The sequence below is a fragment of the Priestia sp. TGN 0903 genome, from assembly GCF_050846855.1.
GTDB classification, from domain to species: domain Bacteria; phylum Bacillota; class Bacilli; order Bacillales; family Bacillaceae_H; genus Priestia; species Priestia zanthoxyli.
Window position 1 is genome coordinate 1 of sequence record NZ_JBOZGL010000015.1, and the last position, 17,941, is coordinate 17,941.

The window sequence follows — 17,941 nt, forward strand, 5'->3', positions numbered from 1 at the left end:
TGTTCAGTTTTCAAAGTTCAACCGCCGCTCTTAAGCGACTTTATTATCTTATCAAGTTACCGACGTAATGTCAACAAATTTTTAAAATTCTTTTTTTTAGCTTCATTGTTACTGTTATGTCTCAACGACGCTTTATAATAATATAATGCCCTGCACATAAAGTCAATATGTTTCGAGAAGAAAAACGTTTTTTTCTTACTTTACTTCTTCCCCTACTGAGAAGTAGTTAAACATAAATAATCTAAATTTTCTAATTTTTATTTATACCTATATTAAAAAAGAAGCCCTTCACAAAAAGAGCTTCTTTCTTATCTTACTAATTAAGGTAAATAACGACGTGCACCTGCATACTCTTCAATATACTCCTTCGTGTTTAAAGGAATCATCTCTACTGTCCGCTCGGAGTTCGGCGAATGAATCATCATACCATCTCCCGCATACATTGCTACATGGTGGACGCTTCCTTTTCCTTGGTTATAGGCAAAGAATAATAAGTCTCCGGGTTGAAGATTGTTCATCTCTACTGGTTTCCCTGCTCTAGACTGTGGGCCTGAGTCACGTGGAATTGTAATACCATGGGACTGGTACATCGTAAACGTAAATCCAGAGCAGTCAAATCCAAAACCACTCATGCCAGCCCATAAATATGGAAGGTTTAAAAATGCCTTTCCGCTTTCAACAAGCTCCGTGCCAGTTGGTACAGGAATATCTTTTTGAGAAGCGTAGATTTTTCCTGCTTTTGCAGAAACCCATGCTGTCTTTCCATTTGGTTTTAATACTTTATATGCACTCTTTGATTTTACCAAAAGAGGTAAGCGCGTATTATAGCTAACTTCAATACCTTTCTTTTTCAAAGAAGGCGAATGATATAAATAAGTAGTCGGAGCCGTCACCATTATAAAAGGCTTCTTTACATACTGTTCGTACCTTTTGCTATAGGTTAATTGTTTAGTAGGCATCCACCCGGGATATCCTAATTCATTTCGAGAAGTAGGCTGTCCGTCTACAGCTACTTTGACCCAATCTCCTTGTCTCTCTAAAACCGTTACTTTGTTTCCATATAACGCTTGTGTCTCAAGCATCCCGTCACTAGATAACTGCTGCTTCTGTTTCAAATTCATCGATGTGGTCCACTTCTTCATATCTACAGGATTAGTAGCTGACGGAGCGTCCACTTCACGCAAGATGTTTGGTGCTGTCCAAAGAGTAGCTGCTGCGACATCTATATAAGCAGTTTCTTTTTCTTCAGAAGCATGAACAGAAGGAACTGCACTGACTCCAAATGTAGCTAAAATAACTGTTGTTACCGTCAAAAGCCAACGTTTTATATTCATCGTCTCTCTCCTTCTACTATATTACTATCTTTTTATTTTGAGATAGGAACGGTGATTTCTCCTATTCCAGGAAGATCTGATAAGAAAACCTCTTGACCGCTGTACTTTAACACATCCAGTTCAGTTGAAAGCCAAAGAGGAGCATCTAAGTCAAAATACGTGATATTTGGATGAGCGGCTGCCAGATGAGCAGCTGCTCCCACGGAAAGTGATGGTTCCATCATGCTTCCAATCATACACGCAACACCGTTCGCCTCAGCAATACTCGCGATTTTTCTTGCTTCATTAATGCCTCCGCACTTCATTAGCTTAATATTTAAAAGATCCACGTACCGCCCGCTTACAAGCCTTAATGCATCTTTGGCAGAAAATAGACTCTCATCTGCCATAATGGGTATGTTTACTCGTTCAGTCACAAACTTTAACCCTTCCCAATCATGAGCAACGACAGGCTGTTCTACCAGTTCAATACCGAAATTGAGAGCTTCCATTTCATTAATTAATTGCACTGCTTGTTTTGGAGTCCATCCTTGATTTGCATCCAACCGAAGTTTTACATGATCCGGAATGACAGATCGAATATGTTTAATACGCTCAAGGTCTAGCTCAGGAATTGAACCTACCTTCACTTTTAAAATGTCAAATCCGTCCGCTGCACTTTTTTGTGCGTCTTCAGCCATTTTTTCAGGTGTATCAACACTTATCGTCATACACGTAGAGATAGGCTGCTTATCGCCCAAGAAAGCATATAAAGGAATGTTGAGAAACTTTGTATAAGCATCATGCAAAGCGATATCAGCAGCCGCTTTAGCACTTGAATTGTGAATACAGCAGCTTTGAATTTTTTTTAAGAGTTTTTGAAACTGACGTATATCCTCCCCTATTAGCGCTAGTTTAATAGGTCCTTGAAGTGCAGCTTGAATGCCTTCTAAAGAATCGCCTGTAATAACATATGTTGGCGAAGCCGCTCCTTTTCCTTTTATTCCGTTTTCTAACTGAATCTCTACACTTATGCTGTCTATCTCTGTTGCTGTTCGAAGCGCTGTTTTAAACGGAACGAGCAGTGGAACGGTTTGATGCTTTACAGTTATGTCTTTAATTATCATTTCAATCGCTTCCTTTCGATTCAGCACACATGTTCTTTTATACCTATTTTGGTTTATTCTTAGATCGCCCCTAAAATTTTGGCGATCATCATACCAAAATAAGTACCTAAGAAGGAACCCATCAGAGCCATAATGACTCCTACCGGAATCAGTGCACGGTTATAAGCAGCTGCAAGCATTGGAGCAGACGCCATTCCGCCAATATTAGCTAAACTGGCTACCCCGAGCGTAAATAAATCATATTTAAATAGTTTAGCTAGCAACAGCATGATCACTAAGTGGACGAACATAATGAGAAAACCAGATACTAAGTAAATAGGAGCCTGAACTAAATTTGAAAAATCTGATTGAGAAGCAATTAACGCTACAACGATGTATAACATAACGTTTGATACATCGAGCGTACCTGGAATTTTTGCCGCTGGAGTTACAGCAAGCACTAAACCAACGACAGAAGCAATCATAATCGTCCAGCTCGTTGCATTAATAACGGCTCCCACTTCAGGCAAACGCCCTCCGATAAATGTAGACAATGCCGAAACGAACAAACCTAGCCCAAGCAAATAAAGAAGATGCTGAAACTGAGGACCTTCTTTTTCGCTTTCAGATGTTGCTGCGACTTCATCTATACTATTCTCAATAAAGCTGACGTCTGCTTTTGTCCATTTATTAAATTTAGATGCAAATGGTACAAGCCAAAACATAAACATAACCCATACGGCATAGTTAATCGTATCCATCATAAGAGCGTAGCCAAATATATTTTCTGGAACATCCAAAATCCCTTGAAGGGCAACCATGTTAGCTGACCCACCGGTCCAACTTCCTGATAAAGCACCAAAAGCTTTCCACGTATCCTCTACATAGAAATTCTTAAAGATGGCATAGACGAGGAAAAAGCCTATCATTATACTAAAAACCGCAACGATGAATCCTCCCAGCATTCTTGGACCAAGTTTAATTACACTTCGAACATCACACTTTAACAGCATAAGCATCAGCATAGCAGGAAGAAGTGCATTTTTAACGCCTGCATACATGGCGGCATTTGACTCGCTATCCCCGAATAATCCTGCCGTTTGCATAAGAGCCGCTCCTATATAAATAAGTACAATACCTGGAATAAACTTAAAAAATCCATTGGCTTTAAATCGTTTTTCAATCCCTACCATGAGCGCAGCAAAGGCAGTTAACACACTCACATACATAAATCCATCTTGAATCATTTATTCTTCCCCCTTCATCTCCCCGAAAATGTTTTTATGCAAAACAAAATCCAGCCCAACGTTTGAAAACGTCAGGCTGGATTTCGTCTAGGTCTATGTAGACAAAGCAGCTGTTATTTGCTGATATTTTTTCTGTGCATCATGAAACGCTACCACCAGCGCTTTTTGGGAAGACCCGAAGTAGCGGCTGTTAATGTCGTCTATAAGGGTGGGATCACTTATATGACGTCCAATAAAAATTGATTGAACAAATCGAACGGTTAACTCAATCGTCGCTGAGCATTCCACATCAATAATTTTTCCATTTGTTTTATCAACTACCAATCCTAAAAAATACTGATTGAACTTTTTAGTAATCGGATTGCTTTGAGGAGCTTTGGCATCTCCAATAATATAGATAGTATCTTGATCATACATGATTTTTTATTCCTCCTAAAAGAGATAACAGACGATGCTAGGGACCGGCAAATGAACGTTTGCGGAGCTACGCAACATGTATTCGCTTTCATAAGGAACATTATAATCTACTCTCAATATATCATCTATAAAACAATTTCACAATATAAATTTTATACTATTCAGAATAAAATAATATTTACCCTATAAAAAAGGCCGTACGAATACATACGGCCTTTCTTCGTCATCCTTTGAACATTGTAGAGGAAAAACGGTTAGGGTAATCTGTCATCACTACTTTTACTGAAGCCTGCTGGAGCTTCAAAAAGTCATTCAGTTCATTAATTGTATATACTCGTAAGTCTAATCCTTCTTGCTTTGCTTTTTTCCCGTACGAAGAAAGAGCAAACGACATATCACAGTGCAGGTGCGCACCTATCGATTTTGCTTTTCCAATCGCATCTTCACTCACCCCTTCAAATAAAAATCCTGTTGGGATATATGAATGGAGAGATCTCACTTTAGCCAAGCTATCATAGTTAAAAGATGACAAAATAACTTGATCTTCTAAATCAAACTCATCGATTAGACGAAGAACTTTTTCCTCAAGTTTTGGATAGTAAATTTGGTCATTTTTTAATTCAATGTTCACGGTCATTTCTGTCTTTTTGTCCATCATCCACTCAAACACTTCTATTAACGTGGGAATTGATTGTTTAGAAAAACGAGAATCATACCAGCTTCCAGCATCGAATAACCGCAGCTGTTTATATGAAAATTCTTGAACATATCCCATTCCATTCGTCGTTCTGTCAATTCGTTCATCGTGAATCACTACTATTTCTCCGTCTTTGGTTAGTTGTACATCCAATTCAATACCTGAAACTCGCATTTTTCTAGCTTCTTCAAATGCAATCATTGTATTTTCAGGATATCGTCCGCTAAAGCCGCGATGCGCATAAAGATCAATTGAATTATTCATTGTCCTCTATCTCCCCTAACTAGTCATTCACTAAATAAAAAGCTCGTCTTCAAAATAACTTGAAAGACGAGCTTCGTAATCATACGTTATTTTTGATTGGCTACTTCTAATGCTCTATTTGTTTCTTTTGCTGCTTGATCAAGTGCTTGTTTCGGCTTTACTCCCTGGTACAGGCTCTCCATTCCTGTTACTACCTTTTGGCGTGATTCCGGAAATACCGAAATTAAAGCGCCTTGTGTTGCCGGAGTTGATTTAGTTTTATGAAGCTGATCAACCGTCACTTTTAGTTGAGGATATTTTTTCCATTCTTTCTTTACGATTTCTTGATCATATGCTTTAGGATTAACCGCAAAATAGCCACTTTCCACGTGCCATTTTGCCTGAACTTCTGGTGTTGCTAAATATTTCATGAAGTCCCACGCCGCTTTAGATGTTTCATCACTAATTCCTTTAGACATCCATAAAGATGCTCCCCCGATAGCTACTCCTTGGCGATCCTCTTCTTTTGGCACAGGAAGATCTGATACACCCACATCAAATGGAGCATTGTCTACTAATGTTTTAATACCTGCTGATGAATCTAAAAACATTGCAATTTTTTTAGATTGAAATGCTGCGCGCATATCGTCCCAGTTTTGCCCTACATTGTAGAAAGTACCTTCTTTGTACATGTCATTGATTAAATTAAATGCGTTTTGTCCTTCTTTTCCATTAAATACTGCCTTCTCGGCATCCCCTTTACGACCGTTTTCGTGATCTACATACAAACCGCCTTGAGAAGCAACTAGCTCTTCAAAGAACCATCCGTAATTTAGAATTGAAAAACCGTATTGTGATGTTTTATTTCCTTGTTTCTCTGTTAGTTTCTTTGCAGCTGCCTTTAATTCATCATACGTTTTTGGTGGATTTTCAGGATCTAACCCTGCTTTTTTAAAGGCATCTTTGTTGTAAACTAACACAGGTGTTGAAGAGTTAAACGGCATTGAATATTGCTTTCCATCTACTTGGTAATAGCTTGAAATATTTTTCTCCCACTGTGAAGTATCGTAGTGGTCTTCATCAATGAATTTTTGAACAGGCTGAACCTTACCACTGTCTATCATGAATTTCGTTCCTACTTCGAACGTTTGCATGATAGCAGGTGCATCTTTAGTTCCTGCTACCGTATTAAATTTTGTTTGTGCTTCCTCATACGTTCCTTGGAAAACGGGCTTTACTTCAACTTTATCCTGAGATTTATTGTACTCATCGACTATTTTATTGAGTGATTTTTCAAGGTCACCGCTCATGGCGTGCCAAAAAACGACTTCTGTTTTACCTGATGCTGTTTTTTTAGTTTCTTGCGCTTCCGAAGAACCAGTTGAGTTTGAGCAAGCGCCTAGAATGACTAGCAAGCATGCCGTTACGATAGCCAATATCTTTTTCATCACATTCACTCTCCTATTTAATTGCACCTTGTGTTAATCCTTTTTGAAGACGTTTTTGACCTAGGAATAATAGTAATAATGTCGGTATAATAACAACTACGACAGCGGCCATAACCACTCCCCAATCAGTTGAAATCTCCTGCGTTTGCATTTGTTTTAAACCAATCTGAACGGTACGAACATCCTCTGTATTTGTAACTAACAGTGGCCATAAATACATATTCCATGTTGTTAAAAAGCTATATACGCCAAGCGTAACTAGACTTGTTTTAGAAACAGGAAGCACAACATTCCAAAAGAAACGAAAGCGGCTGATCCCTGCGACTTGAGAAGCTTCATACAGCTCGCCCGGAATGGTTTTAAACTGTTGACGCAATAAAAATGTTCCAAATGCTAAGGCGAAAAAAGGAATTGTTAATCCCAAATAGTTATTAATCCAGCCTAGCTTTTGTGCTGTTAAAAAGTTAGGAACCATCGTTGCTTCCCATGGAATCATCATCGTAGAAATAAAGAGAAAGAAAATAGCATCTCTTCCTTTAAATTTAATAAATACAAATGCAAAAGCAGCCAAACTTGAAACTAACAGCTGCCCAGCCATGACAAAAATAGATACAGCAAAACTATTAATTAAATAATGAAGCAGCGGAACTTTTTCAAAAGCATCCCGATAGTTTTCAAATGAAAAAGATGATGGCCAAATCTTCCCTTCCAACACTTCCGCTCCACTCATAAAACTAATGGAAAAAGCGTATAGAATAGGAAACATCAATACTAAAGTAGCTGCAATGAGTAACAAATAAGTTGTCCATTTTCTCGTGATGCTCATTGATAATGTACCTTCCTTTCTCCAAGCTTAAATTGAAGAGCCGTAACCAGTAGAATACAGAAAAACAAAATTGTAGCTTGAGCACTTGCAGAGCCAACATTATAGTTTACAAATGCATCTTTGTAGATTGAATAAACAATGACATTTGTGGAATCTGTAGGCCCGCCTTTTGTTAAAATGTCAATTTGTCCAAACGTTTGAAACGCGTTAATAAACGAAACGGTGATAATAAAAAACAGCGTTGGCGAAAGCATAGGAAGCGTAATTTTACGGAGCTGATACCAATAGCTAACTCCAGCAATACGCGCGTTTTCATACAGCTTTTCATCAATATTTTGTAACCCGCCAAGTAAAATTAAAAAGGTAAACCCAATGTTCATCCAAATCGTAGAGATGGACACAGCAATCAGCGCATACTTAGGATCTAATAACCACTGCACATCATGAATGCCTACAAGATTTAATACTTTATTAATAACACCGATTGTCGGGTTATACATAAACATCCAAATTACAGAAGAAGCCGCTACGCTCATTCCCATCGTAGATGAAAACATTGTTCTGAAAAAACCAATTCCTTTTAGCTTTTCATTTGCGATTAGCGCTAGGAATAATGCAATAATTAAGCCAATAGGCACCGTGTATAGTACAAATAAAAAAGTGGCTTTCATACTTTGTAAAAAGTTTGGATCTGTAAATAGATAAAAGAAATTTTGTAATCCTACAAATTTCAAGGGATTTCCCTGTGTGTCTGTAATAAAAAGACTTAAATATAAGGTCTTAATCATTGGGTAGAAAAGAAATACACCAAATAACAATAATGATGGCAGCAAGTAAGATAATCCTACCAATAGGTTAGGCATTGACTTCTTTTCTTGTGGATTTGATGAAACAGAAACAGGCGAGTTTGCTGTTTTGGTAACAGCACTCATACAAATGCCCCCTTTACAGTTAAATCTTCCGTTGATGGTTCATAGTGCAAGCATGAACCTGTATCACTATCAAATAAAAACAGGTGTTTTGGATCGATAAAAATAGGGACGCGCTCTCCCACTTTTATATTCCATTGACCGTTCCACTTAGCCATCCACTGTTTGTCTCCCATTTGAAATGTAAGCAGTGTTTCCGTTCCTAGAATTTCGACATTATCTACCTCTACGATAAAGCTGGTGTTGTCGTTTGTCGCAAGCTGAACGTGCTCAGGTCTTACTCCAACCACAACTTCCTTTTTACCGCTAAGGTTGTTGTATGATGCACTCATAGAAATAGCTCTTCTATCTTCAAAAACGAGTAAGTTATTTTCTATAGAAACGTTTGATAAGTTCATAGGGGGAGAACCTATAAACGACGCTACGAACGTGTTTGCCGGTGCATTGTAAATATCGAGCGGACGCCCAACCTGCTGAATATTACCTCCATTTAAAATCATCATTCGATCCGCCATCGTCATCGCTTCCGTTTGATCATGCGTGACATAAATCATCGTAATACCTAACTTACGCTGAATCTGGCGAATTTCTGATCTCATCTTTGCTCGCAGCTTCGCATCCAAGTTGGATAACGGCTCATCCATCAGGCAAATAGGTGAATGAGTAACTATAGCACGTGCGAGTGCTACACGCTGACGCTGTCCTCCCGAAAGCTGTCTAGGCTTTCGTTTTAAATATTCACTTAAACCAAGCATTTCTGCTGCTTCCCTGCAGCGCTTGTGCTGTTCTTGCTTTGAAATCTTCTTTGTATGCAGACCAAAAAGAATATTTTGTTCTACTGTCAAATGCGGATATAAAGCATAGTTTTGAAACACCATGGACAAATCGCGCTGACTTGGAAGCAGTTTATTTGCTTTTACATCCCCGATTAGCAACTCTCCCTGTGTGACTTCTTCTAATCCGGCAATCATTCGCAGCATTGTACTTTTCCCGCACCCTGAAGGACCTACTAATACGAAGAATTCTCCAGGTTCAATTGTGACATTAATATCTTGAATGACATTTGTTTTTTGATCGTATGACTTTCCAACGTTAACTAACTCTACTTTTTTCATTAAAAACGCTCCTTTCTCGCTCATTCATATTTTTTCCACAGCCATGATTTTCCTGTAGAAACTGCCGTAGCCCCTGCTTTTAAAGCAGCTTGGATATGGCTTTCATTTTGAATGAGTCCACCTGTAATAATAGGGATACTTGTTTTTTTAACGATTTTCTCTATCATCTCCGGAATCAATCCTGGCATTAGTTCTAATGCATCCGGTTTAATATCTTGAACGGTTTTTAACCCTTGTGCTACTGCGTCTGTATCCACTAAAAACAGCCGCTGAATAGCAACCAGCCCTTCCTGTTTTGCGTAATTAATGAGTGAACTTTTAGTGGTTACGATACCTGTGGGCTTTACAAACTTAGCGAGAAATTTAAGCCCTTCCCGGTCATAGCTAATTCCCGGAATTTTTTCAATGTGTAAGAAAACCGTTCGATTATGCTGTTTGAGTAAATCTACATAGCGTTTAATTACACTGATGTTTCCCGTTAATAAAAAGGCGGCCTGGATCTCTGTTTCTAAAAATTGCTCTAAATTTTTCGGACTTTTAATGGATGCAATTAAACGATCTTGTCCAAGCTGTTGTAAGAAATCTGCTTCCTTATTCAAAACGATTCCTTCCTTTCATTTATAAAAAAACCACAAAAAACGCATAGGATGTTTATATAGACCTATTGTTTTTTGTGGTTTCTCAATTTCATAACCTTAGTAACTATTCACTTATCGTTCACATGTTTTATAATAATGGTTATTTGTGAAGGCAATATAAAGAAGCTGTTGAGTTTTGTAAAGTAAACGTATAGTTCCTGTAAATCTGCTGAAGATAAAAAAAGCCGTTGATTTCTCAACGGCTTCACAGTGCACATTCTTCGATTTCAAATCCTAAATCTTCAATTAATCCCCAGTCAGCTGTAGGTTCTTGACCTTGAGTCGTTAAATAATCGCCTACAAAAATTGAGTTTGCAGCAAACAAACCAAGCGGCTGAAGTGATCTGAGGTTAACTTCTCTGCCTCCTGAAATTCGAATTTCTTTGGTTGGATTTACAAAACGCATCATCGCTAACAGCTTTAAGCATTGCATTGGCTTTAACGCCTTTTTGTCTTCTAGAGGCGTTCCTGGAACGGCAACAAGAAAATTGCATGGAATAGAATCTGCATCTAACTTTTTAATTTGAAAAGCTAATTCAACGGCTTGTTCATTTGTCTCGCCCATTCCAAAAATTGCACCGGAACAAGGTGACAAACCTGCTTTTTTAGATGTAGTAACCGTATCGACTCGATCTTCATAGCCATGCGTAGAACAAATATTGTCATAGTTATCAGCGTGAGTATTTAAATTATGATTATAGCGATGAACACCCGCCTCGACTAGTTCGTGTGCTTGATCATCTGTTAAAAATCCTAGACAGGCACAGATTTTCAAGTCTGTCTTTTGACGAATTTCTTTTACCGCTCCCACTACGTGCGCTACTTCTTTATCAGTAGGGCGGCGGCCTGACGCTACGATACAATATGTACCTGCTTTTCTTTTTTGAGCTTCAAAAGCACCTTCTACAATTTTCTCTTTTGTTAACCACGCATACTTATCAATCGGCGCTTCTGATACAATCGACTGCGAACAATATCCACAGTCTTCTGGGCATAAACCCGATTTAGTATTAATAATCATATTAAGCTTTACTTTTTTCCCATAATGATGATGACGAATTAAGTACGCGGCATTCATGACCTCTAACACTTCTTCATCCGGTACATGAAGAAGTTGAAGCGCTTCTTTATATGTAATTTCTTTCCCTTTAATAATAGACTGAGCAAGTGCTTTCCAATCTCTTAAACTTGTGGTTTCCATCGATTCCCCTCCACTTTAGTAAACTAAAAAAATATAAAGTTAACAATTATAACTAAAAGTTACCATTATCACGCCTTTTATGTCAACACTTCATAAATAATAGTTAACTTAAAGAGGCTGGGACAAAAGTAGTTGAGCCCAAGTAAAAAACGAACCATTCATCAACCTCTTTGATGAGTGGTTCGTTTTTTTTTGGATGATGCATATCGTTTTATTTGTTTCGTTCCTTCTAGCAGTTGATTGGAGGGCAAGGCGAAGACTCCTGCGGGAAAAGCGGAACAGGTGAGACCCCGCAGGAGCAAAAGCGAAGCCTTGCACGGAAATCAATTGCGGTGTCATAAGCAGTCCAGCTCATGTATCTCATTTGTTCATCTTTCGATTGGATTTATTTCGTTATGTCCCAGCCTCTTTGCTTATTGCGCTTGCAGTGTGTAAATAACCGATACAAAGTCTCCAGATTTTTTATCGTATGCTTCAACACCCGGATATTCATGAGTTAGAGCAATTCCTGCGTACATGAGCTCATCTCCATAAGCTGTTTGGTCTGTTTCCATCACTGTATATTCATAATCAGGATGAAGCCCTTTTAGCTCAATGCGTTCATAAGAAGGATTTGATCTAGCTAATACTTGATAATAACCGATGATTGCCTGCTTTTGATCGGATGAAACAACCATCCAGCTCGTCACATTTCCATCTTGTTCAAACGGACTTTTTAATCGATAGAATCTTCCATTTTGAATAAGAGATCGGTATTTTTTATAATACTGAATTTGTTTTTTTACCGTTTCTTTTTCATCTTCTGTCATCAGCGTAACATCTAACTCATAACCGAATGCGCCAAAATACGCAACGTCTCCTCTTGTTTCTAGACTTGTTACTCTGCGTACTTGATGATTTGGTACGGCTGATACGTGTGCTCCCATTGAACTGATTGGATAAGCAAAAGAAGTGCCGTACTGAATTTTTAGACGTTCAATCGCGTCCGTGTTATCGCTCGTCCAAGCTTGAGGAGCATAATAAAGCATTCCCGGATCAAATCTAGCGCCCCCGCTTGCACACGATTCAAATAAAATATCCGGAAACTTCTTTGTTAGTCGCTCATACAAATCATATACTCCTAAAATGTAGCGATGTACTACTTCAAACTGGCGATTCGCGGGTAGCCCAACAGATCCAATCTCCGTTATATTTCGGTTCATATCCCATTTTATATACGAGATAGGTGCTTCACTTAAAATAGCTTCCATTCGTTCATAAATATAATTCACTACTTCTTCTCGTGAAAAATCAAGCACATATTGATTTCGTCCATGAGACTGATGACGATTTGGCACATGAATCAACCAATCTGGATGCTTTTCATACAAGTTGCTTTGCTTTGAAATCATTTCAGGTTCAAACCATAATCCAAAGTCCATACCTAAATCCGTTACTTTTTGAGCCAATGATTTCATACCGCCCGGAAGCTTTTTTTCATCTACAAACCAGTCTCCAAGAGAAGTTGTATCATCATTACGTTTACCAAACCAGCCGTCATCCAATACAAAAAGTTCAACGCCCAGCTTTTGTGCTTCTTTGGCAATGTGTACAATTTTCTCTTCGTTAAAATCAAAATACGTCGCTTCCCAGTTATTAATTAAAACTGGTCGCTCTAAATCCCGCCATTTTCCTCTAGCGAGACGCTTGCGATAAAGCTCATGATACTCTTGGCTAAGACCGTTTAGCCCGTTATTTGAATAAGCCAATACTAGTTCTGGTGATTGAAAAGTTTGTCCACTTTCTAGTCGCCACTGAAAATCAAAAGGATGAATACCCATCGTTATTCTTGATACATTATAGTGATCTACTTCCACTTGTCCAAGAAAGTTTCCGCTGTATACAAGACTAAAACCGTACGCTTCTCCACTGTGTTCAGTTGCAGCTGGATTCTTTAAAATTAAAAATGGGTTTTGCTGACTGCTGCTTGTACCTCTCGCACTAGAAATACTTTGAATACCCGGCTGAAGCATTCTTGTTTTCACGTGTCTCTCTCGAATCCAAGCACCGGAAAGCTGAACCATTTCATAGTTTGATGTGGGCAAATCAATGCTGCCGCTCATGATACGCAAAATATCGACTGGTTCTTCTCCTCTATGTTCAAATCGTGCGTGACGCGTAATAATATTTCGGTCTTCGTAAACGGTATACGTTAAAATAAGTGATGCATTGAGCAATTTATCAATCAGTTCAACTTCTACACTCGTGGCTTCACTCTCTTCTTCTACGTATGTAGCAGGTAAGCCGTTTAATGACTTCTTGCCCTTGTAAATTTTATGGTTATCGTATTCAAAATTGGTGACTCGGCTTCCGTTTTGCTGAAGAAGTTGGTAGGCTGGCTCTCTGAAGTCTGTTGTCCCATAAGAAGGATACTCTTGTTTGATTGTTTCAAGAGAAAATGCTAGTTCTCCTTCATAGACCGAAGCGCTAGCTCCTCTTGTTTCCACACGTAAAAAATGCTGAAAAGACGGACGGTGCTTAAGCTTTTTTCCATAGTATAAGTGACCAAGCTGCTCGTTTCTCAACACTGAAAAGATATAACTTACATCGCGGCCCTGCAGGTGAAACTCCTTTGTACGTTCATTAAATAAGATCCCCACTTTATCTCTCTCCTCACCATCAAATATCTAACGAGACATTTCCTTTTTCATCTATTGCCGTTGCATGCTCAACAGCAGATGCTAGATTAATCTCTTTTCTTTCATACCATTTCGCTAAATCTTTGAATAACTCTTCTGTTTCAATCATTCTTGTATCTACTCGCAGTTCAGTTTCGTAGCTATGAAGAGACCAAGTGCTTTCACTAAATAAGTTCATCTCCACATCTAGACACATTTCCTTCCAATTGGGGGCACACCGAATAGGGTGAAGTATGTCTGAACATGCAATAGTGTAGCGGTTAGAGCCATTTTTATTCATAAAACAATGAACAGAAGAGGTACTCACATCTCCCTGACTAGTTTGTATAGATTTATATAGCTGGATATCTAACAACGGAACGCTCCATTTTAACGCCATTTTTGGAAGACTTCTTTTTTTAATCGACTTGACCGTTAATTTAATAAAATAAACACCATCTTTTTTTGTTTCATCCAATACAACATGCACACCTGGTCCCTTGTTTATCTCCAAGTTTATATAGGGTGTAGCAATCACTTCCTTCATCTCCTTTATCATCATTATAAGTTTATACACCCGCAAAAATGTAACCGCATTCAAAAGTTTGTTTTCGTATTTATTACAAGTAGATCATACTAATCGAAAGCTTTTTTACTTTCTTTCATTTTATGTAAAATGCTTTCTAGACTCAATGGTAAAAATCAAAGTGAAAAAAAGCATTTTTTTGCTTTATCTAGTAATTAACTAAACGCTCTTTATCTCTTAGCGCGCAATTTTCTCTTCTTTTTCAAAAAAAGATGACAAATCTAACAATATAGTATAATAATAAATATTGCAGAATGATTATACACAGAAAGGATGACAAATATGAATCATGGACCTTCTCTTCTTAAACAACTAAAATTATGGCATATCGTCGTGATAGGATTAGGCTACATGGCACCCATGGCCGTTTTCGATACATTTGGCATTGTAACTGAATCCACAGATGGACATGTTTCAGGTGCTTATGCATTCACGTTGATTGCTATTTTATTCACAGCCATTAGTTATGGAAAAATGGTAAAAGCTTTTCCCGGAGCTGGTTCTTCTTATACATACGCACAGCAAGTAATGAATCCAAGCATTGGTTTTTTGGTAGGATGGACGGCTCTTCTTGATTATCTATTTCTACCGATGATTAATGCACTTTTGACAAATATTTACCTAAGCTCTCTGTTTCCAGGTGTTCCAAAAGCCGTATGGATTATCAGCTTTGTGGTCATCATGACCATAATGAATATTTTTAGCGTTCATTTAACCGTTTCTTTTGGTACGCTATTAGTTGCTTTTCAAATTTTAGTAGCTATCATCTTTATTATTTTAAGTGCTACAACTCAAGGGCAAGAGCTATCATTTAAACCGTTTATAAGTGAATCGGCTTCTATATCTCTTTTATTAAACGGAGCAGCTATTTTATGCTTTTCTTTTTTAGGGTTTGATGCTGTAACCACCATGGCTGAAGAAACACTTAAGCCTGAGAAAACCATTCCCAAAGGGATTCTCATTATTGCATGTACGGGAGGCGCCTTATTTATTACGGTTTCTTACTTTGCTCAGCTTCTTTTCCTTTCAGCCTCTTTGTTTAATGATTTAGAAGGTGCATCGGCTGAAATCGCTTATAAAATTGGCGGCCAGCTGTTTCAATCTATTTTTGTAGCAGCAGCCTTAACATCAACTATTGCTTCTGGACTTGTCTCACATATGAGTGCATCAAGACTTCTCTACGCAATTGGGAAAGATGGTTATCTGCCACGGAGAATTTTTGGCTATATTCACCCTAAAACAAAGACGCCTGTTTGGAACGTAGTCATTATTGGTAGTCTCTCTTTAATTTCACTAAGTCTGTCTCTTGAAAAAGCTACCTCTTTAATTAATTTTGGTGCTTTAATTGCGTTCAGTTCAGTTAACATAGCGGTTTTTATCCATTATTTTATTCAACAAAACAAACGATCTCTCAGTGGATATATTTCATATGTACTTATGCCTTTACTCGGCAGTTTATTTTTATTTTTTATGTGGCTTAACTTAGAAAAAACATCCTTATTTATCGGTATTGTATGGAGTATAATTGGAATTATTTATTTATTGATTGCCAGACGAAAAAATACTATTACCATTCCTACTTTTCATTTTGATTAAGGAAATAGGCTTAACACACCTCGACATATTTCCCCAGAAATAATGTCGAAAAAAAGTAATTGAGACATAAACAAATCAATCCCATCTACACACGAACAAAAAGGTAAACGATCTAATATGAATCGCTCGTTACACCGCTGTTGATTTCCGTGCAAGGCTTCGCTTTCCGCGGGCGGCCGTTGAGCCTCCTCGTCGCTTGCGCTCCTGCGGGGTCTCATCTGTTCCGCTTTTTCCGCAGGAGTCTTCGCCTTGCCCTCCAATCAACACCTAGAGGCAACTAAATACATGAAAGCTACATTTACTATATCAATAAAAAAAATCCGAACGTATTTGATTCTCAACTAAGAATCAAACTCGTTCGGATTTTTCTTCAACTAAAATACTTTCATACCAGCCTATTTTTATTTTTTAGATTGTGAGACTTTTTCTAAAATGCGTCTTTTACGGTAAAGCATCATTCCAACTTCTCCTATATCGCTAATTGCTTGTTTGTTAATATACGCCCCAAATACCATCCCTGCTATAGGAATCATTTGAAATAGCTTTTTCCATCCCAAGTTGTCTCTATAGGTTAGAAACACTTCTCTCCAACCTTGGAGCTGCTGCAAGCTCTGCGTTCGATTGCCGCTTGCTAATTCTTCTAAAATCGCACGCTTTCCTACAATATCAGAGGATGAAAACTGCATGCATTTGACCATAAAAATGCGTTCCTCTTGCTCAGTGGGATCGTAACCATAAGAAACAGCCACTTCTTGCAGTGTCTTAAGTGTAAGTCCCAATACAAAAGGAATATCAATCGCCAGTGTGAAAATTCCACCTACTCCGGTTGTAGCTCCTTGCAGCTGCGCATTCTTTTTTCGGACTTCAATAAAATACTCCGCCAACTCATCCATTTCCTGCAGAGATAAATGCTGAATGTCCTCTATTGACAGCTGCTTATTTTCTTGTAATTTGGCTGATGCTTTCTCTAGGGTGGCAGACGTATTAGCTAAATACTGGCCTCCATTATCAACATACTTGGCAATTTCATCTAATAATTTTTCTATTTTTTGATGAATGAACTTTGGCGTTACTTTATCTAAAGCTGAAAAAGGCAAGCGAGCCAGCCGCTCCCAGAAAAAAAGTCCTTTTTGGTCTTTCTCCCACTTTTCAATTTTTCGCAATTCTATTCTCAATTGTTCATGCTCTGACATATCCTCACTCTTTTCCTCGATTTATCAGCTCTGTCCTACTTGTTTATTCCGCACATATTTAATGATAAAAAACAACGCAATTAAAACAACAATTCCGATTCCAATAGGCTGCATGTATTGAGACACAATCGGACCCACCTCTTTCCACTTAGGTCCTAACTTATATCCTAAATATACGTAAATAGCCGTTACTGGAAGCATCGCAACAAATGTGTAAATAGAAAACAGCCATACATTCATTTTTGCCATCCCGCATGGAAAAGAGATAGCCGTACGCACTCCTGGAATAAACCGTCCAAAAAAAGCGACCCCGCTGCCGTACTTATTAAAAAAGCGATCGGCAGCGTCAATTTCTTTTTCTTTCACCAAAAAATATTTTCCATATTTTAAAACTAGCGGTCGTCCACCGTAACGTCCCAGTGCATAAAGAGTCAACGGTCCACACACACCGCCTACTGTACCTGCAAGGATAGCCAGATACAAGTTCATATCACCTTGGTACACCCAATACCCTACTAAAGGTAAAACAAGCTCTGCGGGGACAAACTCAAACGTTAATGCTAAAATTACGCCAAAATAAGAGAGCTGTTTTAGCGCTTCAATTAAAGAAAGTAAAACCGACTCTAACAAAAATTCTCCTCCTCATGTCATTAAATCTAAGACTGCAAAACTATAATTTAGCCGATTGATAGATAAAAACCAACGCGACATAGTTTTTTCCTTTCCCTC

17 protein-coding genes are annotated in these 17,941 nt (G+C 38.2%); 1 reads left to right on the forward strand and 16 read right to left on the reverse strand.

All coding sequences use genetic code 11. From position 1 onward, the window contains the following. Nucleotides 1–320 precede the first annotated feature (320 nt). The 13 genes from ACRPLY_RS25310 to ACRPLY_RS25370 all read right to left on the reverse strand — a co-directional run bounded on the left by ACRPLY_RS25310 (nt 321) and on the right by ACRPLY_RS25370 (nt 14,384). Nucleotides 321–1,334, reverse strand: coding sequence for an NlpC/P60 family protein (locus tag ACRPLY_RS25310; protein ID WP_432232152.1), 1,014 nt, complete (start codon nt 1,332–1,334; stop codon nt 321–323). Between the two features lie 32 nt (nt 1,335–1,366). Further along, nucleotides 1,367–2,440: a dipeptide epimerase gene (locus ACRPLY_RS25315; protein WP_028412668.1), complete on the reverse strand. Its 1,074-nt coding sequence runs from the start codon at nt 2,438–2,440 to the stop codon at nt 1,367–1,369. 59 nt (nt 2,441–2,499) lie between these two features. After that, nucleotides 2,500–3,666: a DUF819 domain-containing protein gene (locus ACRPLY_RS25320; RefSeq protein WP_028412669.1), complete on the reverse strand. Its 1,167-nt coding sequence runs from the start codon at nt 3,664–3,666 to the stop codon at nt 2,500–2,502. Nucleotides 3,667–3,759: 93 nt separating this feature from the next. Continuing rightward, a complete protein-coding gene (locus ACRPLY_RS25325; protein WP_028412670.1) occupies nt 3,760–4,083 on the reverse strand; it encodes a DUF3870 domain-containing protein in 324 nt (107 codons plus the stop codon). A 223-nt stretch (nt 4,084–4,306) separates the two neighbouring features. Then, a complete protein-coding gene (locus ACRPLY_RS25330) occupies nt 4,307–5,044 on the reverse strand; it encodes a glycerophosphodiester phosphodiesterase (RefSeq protein ID WP_028412671.1) in 738 nt (245 codons plus the stop codon). Between the two features lie 86 nt (nt 5,045–5,130). Further along, entirely contained in the window at nt 5,131–6,471 is a 1,341-nt protein-coding gene (locus tag ACRPLY_RS25335) for an ABC transporter substrate-binding protein (RefSeq protein WP_028412672.1), read from the reverse strand. A gap of 13 nt (nt 6,472–6,484) precedes the next feature. Continuing rightward, complete coding sequence (locus ACRPLY_RS25340; RefSeq protein WP_028412673.1) at nt 6,485–7,297, reverse strand: carbohydrate ABC transporter permease; 813 nt, start codon at nt 7,295–7,297, stop codon at nt 6,485–6,487. Then, nucleotides 7,294–8,229: a carbohydrate ABC transporter permease gene (locus ACRPLY_RS25345; protein WP_028412674.1), complete on the reverse strand. Its 936-nt coding sequence runs from the start codon at nt 8,227–8,229 to the stop codon at nt 7,294–7,296. Before ACRPLY_RS25345 ends, ACRPLY_RS25340 begins: the two co-directional genes overlap by 4 nt. Next, nucleotides 8,226–9,341: an ABC transporter ATP-binding protein gene (locus ACRPLY_RS25350; RefSeq protein ID WP_028412675.1), complete on the reverse strand. Its 1,116-nt coding sequence runs from the start codon at nt 9,339–9,341 to the stop codon at nt 8,226–8,228. Before ACRPLY_RS25350 ends, ACRPLY_RS25345 begins: the two co-directional genes overlap by 4 nt. A 20-nt stretch (nt 9,342–9,361) precedes the next feature. Further along, nucleotides 9,362–9,940 (reverse strand): glycerol-3-phosphate responsive antiterminator, encoded by a 579-nt coding sequence (locus ACRPLY_RS25355; protein WP_028412676.1) that lies wholly within the window; start codon nt 9,938–9,940, stop codon nt 9,362–9,364. Nucleotides 9,941–10,184: 244 nt separating this feature from the next. Next, nucleotides 10,185–11,180 carry a biotin synthase BioB gene (gene bioB, locus ACRPLY_RS25360; RefSeq protein WP_165636558.1) on the reverse strand — a complete coding sequence of 332 codons (996 nt, stop codon included), beginning with the start codon at nt 11,178–11,180 and terminating at the stop codon, nt 10,185–10,187. Nucleotides 11,181–11,593: 413 nt separating this feature from the next. Next, the gene (locus ACRPLY_RS25365; RefSeq protein WP_099330598.1) at nt 11,594–13,819 is read right to left on the reverse strand and encodes an alpha-galactosidase; all 2,226 of its coding nucleotides are present in this window, start codon (nt 13,817–13,819) and stop codon (nt 11,594–11,596) included. 19 nt (nt 13,820–13,838) lie between these two features. Beyond that, nucleotides 13,839–14,384, reverse strand: coding sequence for a hypothetical protein (locus ACRPLY_RS25370; RefSeq protein ID WP_223546639.1), 546 nt, complete (start codon nt 14,382–14,384; stop codon nt 13,839–13,841). A 321-nt stretch (nt 14,385–14,705) separates the two neighbouring features. On the opposite strand from ACRPLY_RS25370, the gene ACRPLY_RS25375 reads away from it, so the two are divergent. Then, nucleotides 14,706–16,019: an APC family permease gene (locus ACRPLY_RS25375; RefSeq protein ID WP_432232153.1), complete on the forward strand. Its 1,314-nt coding sequence runs from the start codon at nt 14,706–14,708 to the stop codon at nt 16,017–16,019. A gap of 129 nt (nt 16,020–16,148) precedes the next feature. On the opposite strand, the gene ACRPLY_RS25380 is transcribed toward ACRPLY_RS25375, so the two are convergent. The 3 genes from ACRPLY_RS25380 to ACRPLY_RS25390 form a co-directional block, all read right to left on the reverse strand. Beyond that, nucleotides 16,149–16,283: a hypothetical protein gene (locus ACRPLY_RS25380; RefSeq protein ID WP_255256646.1), complete on the reverse strand. Its 135-nt coding sequence runs from the start codon at nt 16,281–16,283 to the stop codon at nt 16,149–16,151. A gap of 137 nt (nt 16,284–16,420) precedes the next feature. Further along, the gene (locus ACRPLY_RS25385; RefSeq protein ID WP_033580864.1) at nt 16,421–17,212 is read right to left on the reverse strand and encodes an EcsC family protein; all 792 of its coding nucleotides are present in this window, start codon (nt 17,210–17,212) and stop codon (nt 16,421–16,423) included. Nucleotides 17,213–17,236: 24 nt separating this feature from the next. Then, nucleotides 17,237–17,842, reverse strand: coding sequence for a DedA family protein (locus ACRPLY_RS25390; RefSeq protein WP_013055189.1), 606 nt, complete (start codon nt 17,840–17,842; stop codon nt 17,237–17,239). Between the last annotated feature and the right edge of the window lie 99 nt (nt 17,843–17,941).

Excerpts from the sequence above, each read along its gene's own strand:
- ACRPLY_RS25315 (WP_028412668.1), bottom strand. The coding sequence starts at position 2,440 with ATGATAATTAAAGACATAACTGTAAAGCATCAAACCGTTCCACTGCTC.
- ACRPLY_RS25375 (WP_432232153.1), top strand. The coding sequence starts at position 14,706 with ATGAATCATGGACCTTCTCTTCTTAAACAACTAAAATTATGGCATATC.
- ACRPLY_RS25335 (WP_028412672.1), bottom strand. The coding sequence starts at position 6,471 with ATGAAAAAGATATTGGCTATCGTAACGGCATGCTTGCTAGTCATTCTA.
- ACRPLY_RS25370 (WP_223546639.1), bottom strand. The coding sequence starts at position 14,384 with ATGAAGGAAGTGATTGCTACACCCTATATAAACTTGGAGATAAACAAG.
- ACRPLY_RS25320 (WP_028412669.1), bottom strand. The coding sequence starts at position 3,666 with ATGATTCAAGATGGATTTATGTATGTGAGTGTGTTAACTGCCTTTGCT.
- ACRPLY_RS25340 (WP_028412673.1), bottom strand. The coding sequence starts at position 7,297 with ATGAGCATCACGAGAAAATGGACAACTTATTTGTTACTCATTGCAGCT.
- ACRPLY_RS25385 (WP_033580864.1), bottom strand. The coding sequence starts at position 17,212 with ATGTCAGAGCATGAACAATTGAGAATAGAATTGCGAAAAATTGAAAAG.
- ACRPLY_RS25325 (WP_028412670.1), bottom strand. The coding sequence starts at position 4,083 with ATGTATGATCAAGATACTATCTATATTATTGGAGATGCCAAAGCTCCT.
- ACRPLY_RS25345 (WP_028412674.1), bottom strand. The coding sequence starts at position 8,229 with ATGAGTGCTGTTACCAAAACAGCAAACTCGCCTGTTTCTGTTTCATCA.
- bioB (WP_165636558.1), bottom strand. The coding sequence starts at position 11,180 with ATGGAAACCACAAGTTTAAGAGATTGGAAAGCACTTGCTCAGTCTATT.
- ACRPLY_RS25350 (WP_028412675.1), bottom strand. The coding sequence starts at position 9,341 with ATGAAAAAAGTAGAGTTAGTTAACGTTGGAAAGTCATACGATCAAAAA.
- ACRPLY_RS25330 (WP_028412671.1), bottom strand. The coding sequence starts at position 5,044 with ATGAATAATTCAATTGATCTTTATGCGCATCGCGGCTTTAGCGGACGA.
- ACRPLY_RS25310 (WP_432232152.1), bottom strand. The coding sequence starts at position 1,334 with ATGAATATAAAACGTTGGCTTTTGACGGTAACAACAGTTATTTTAGCT.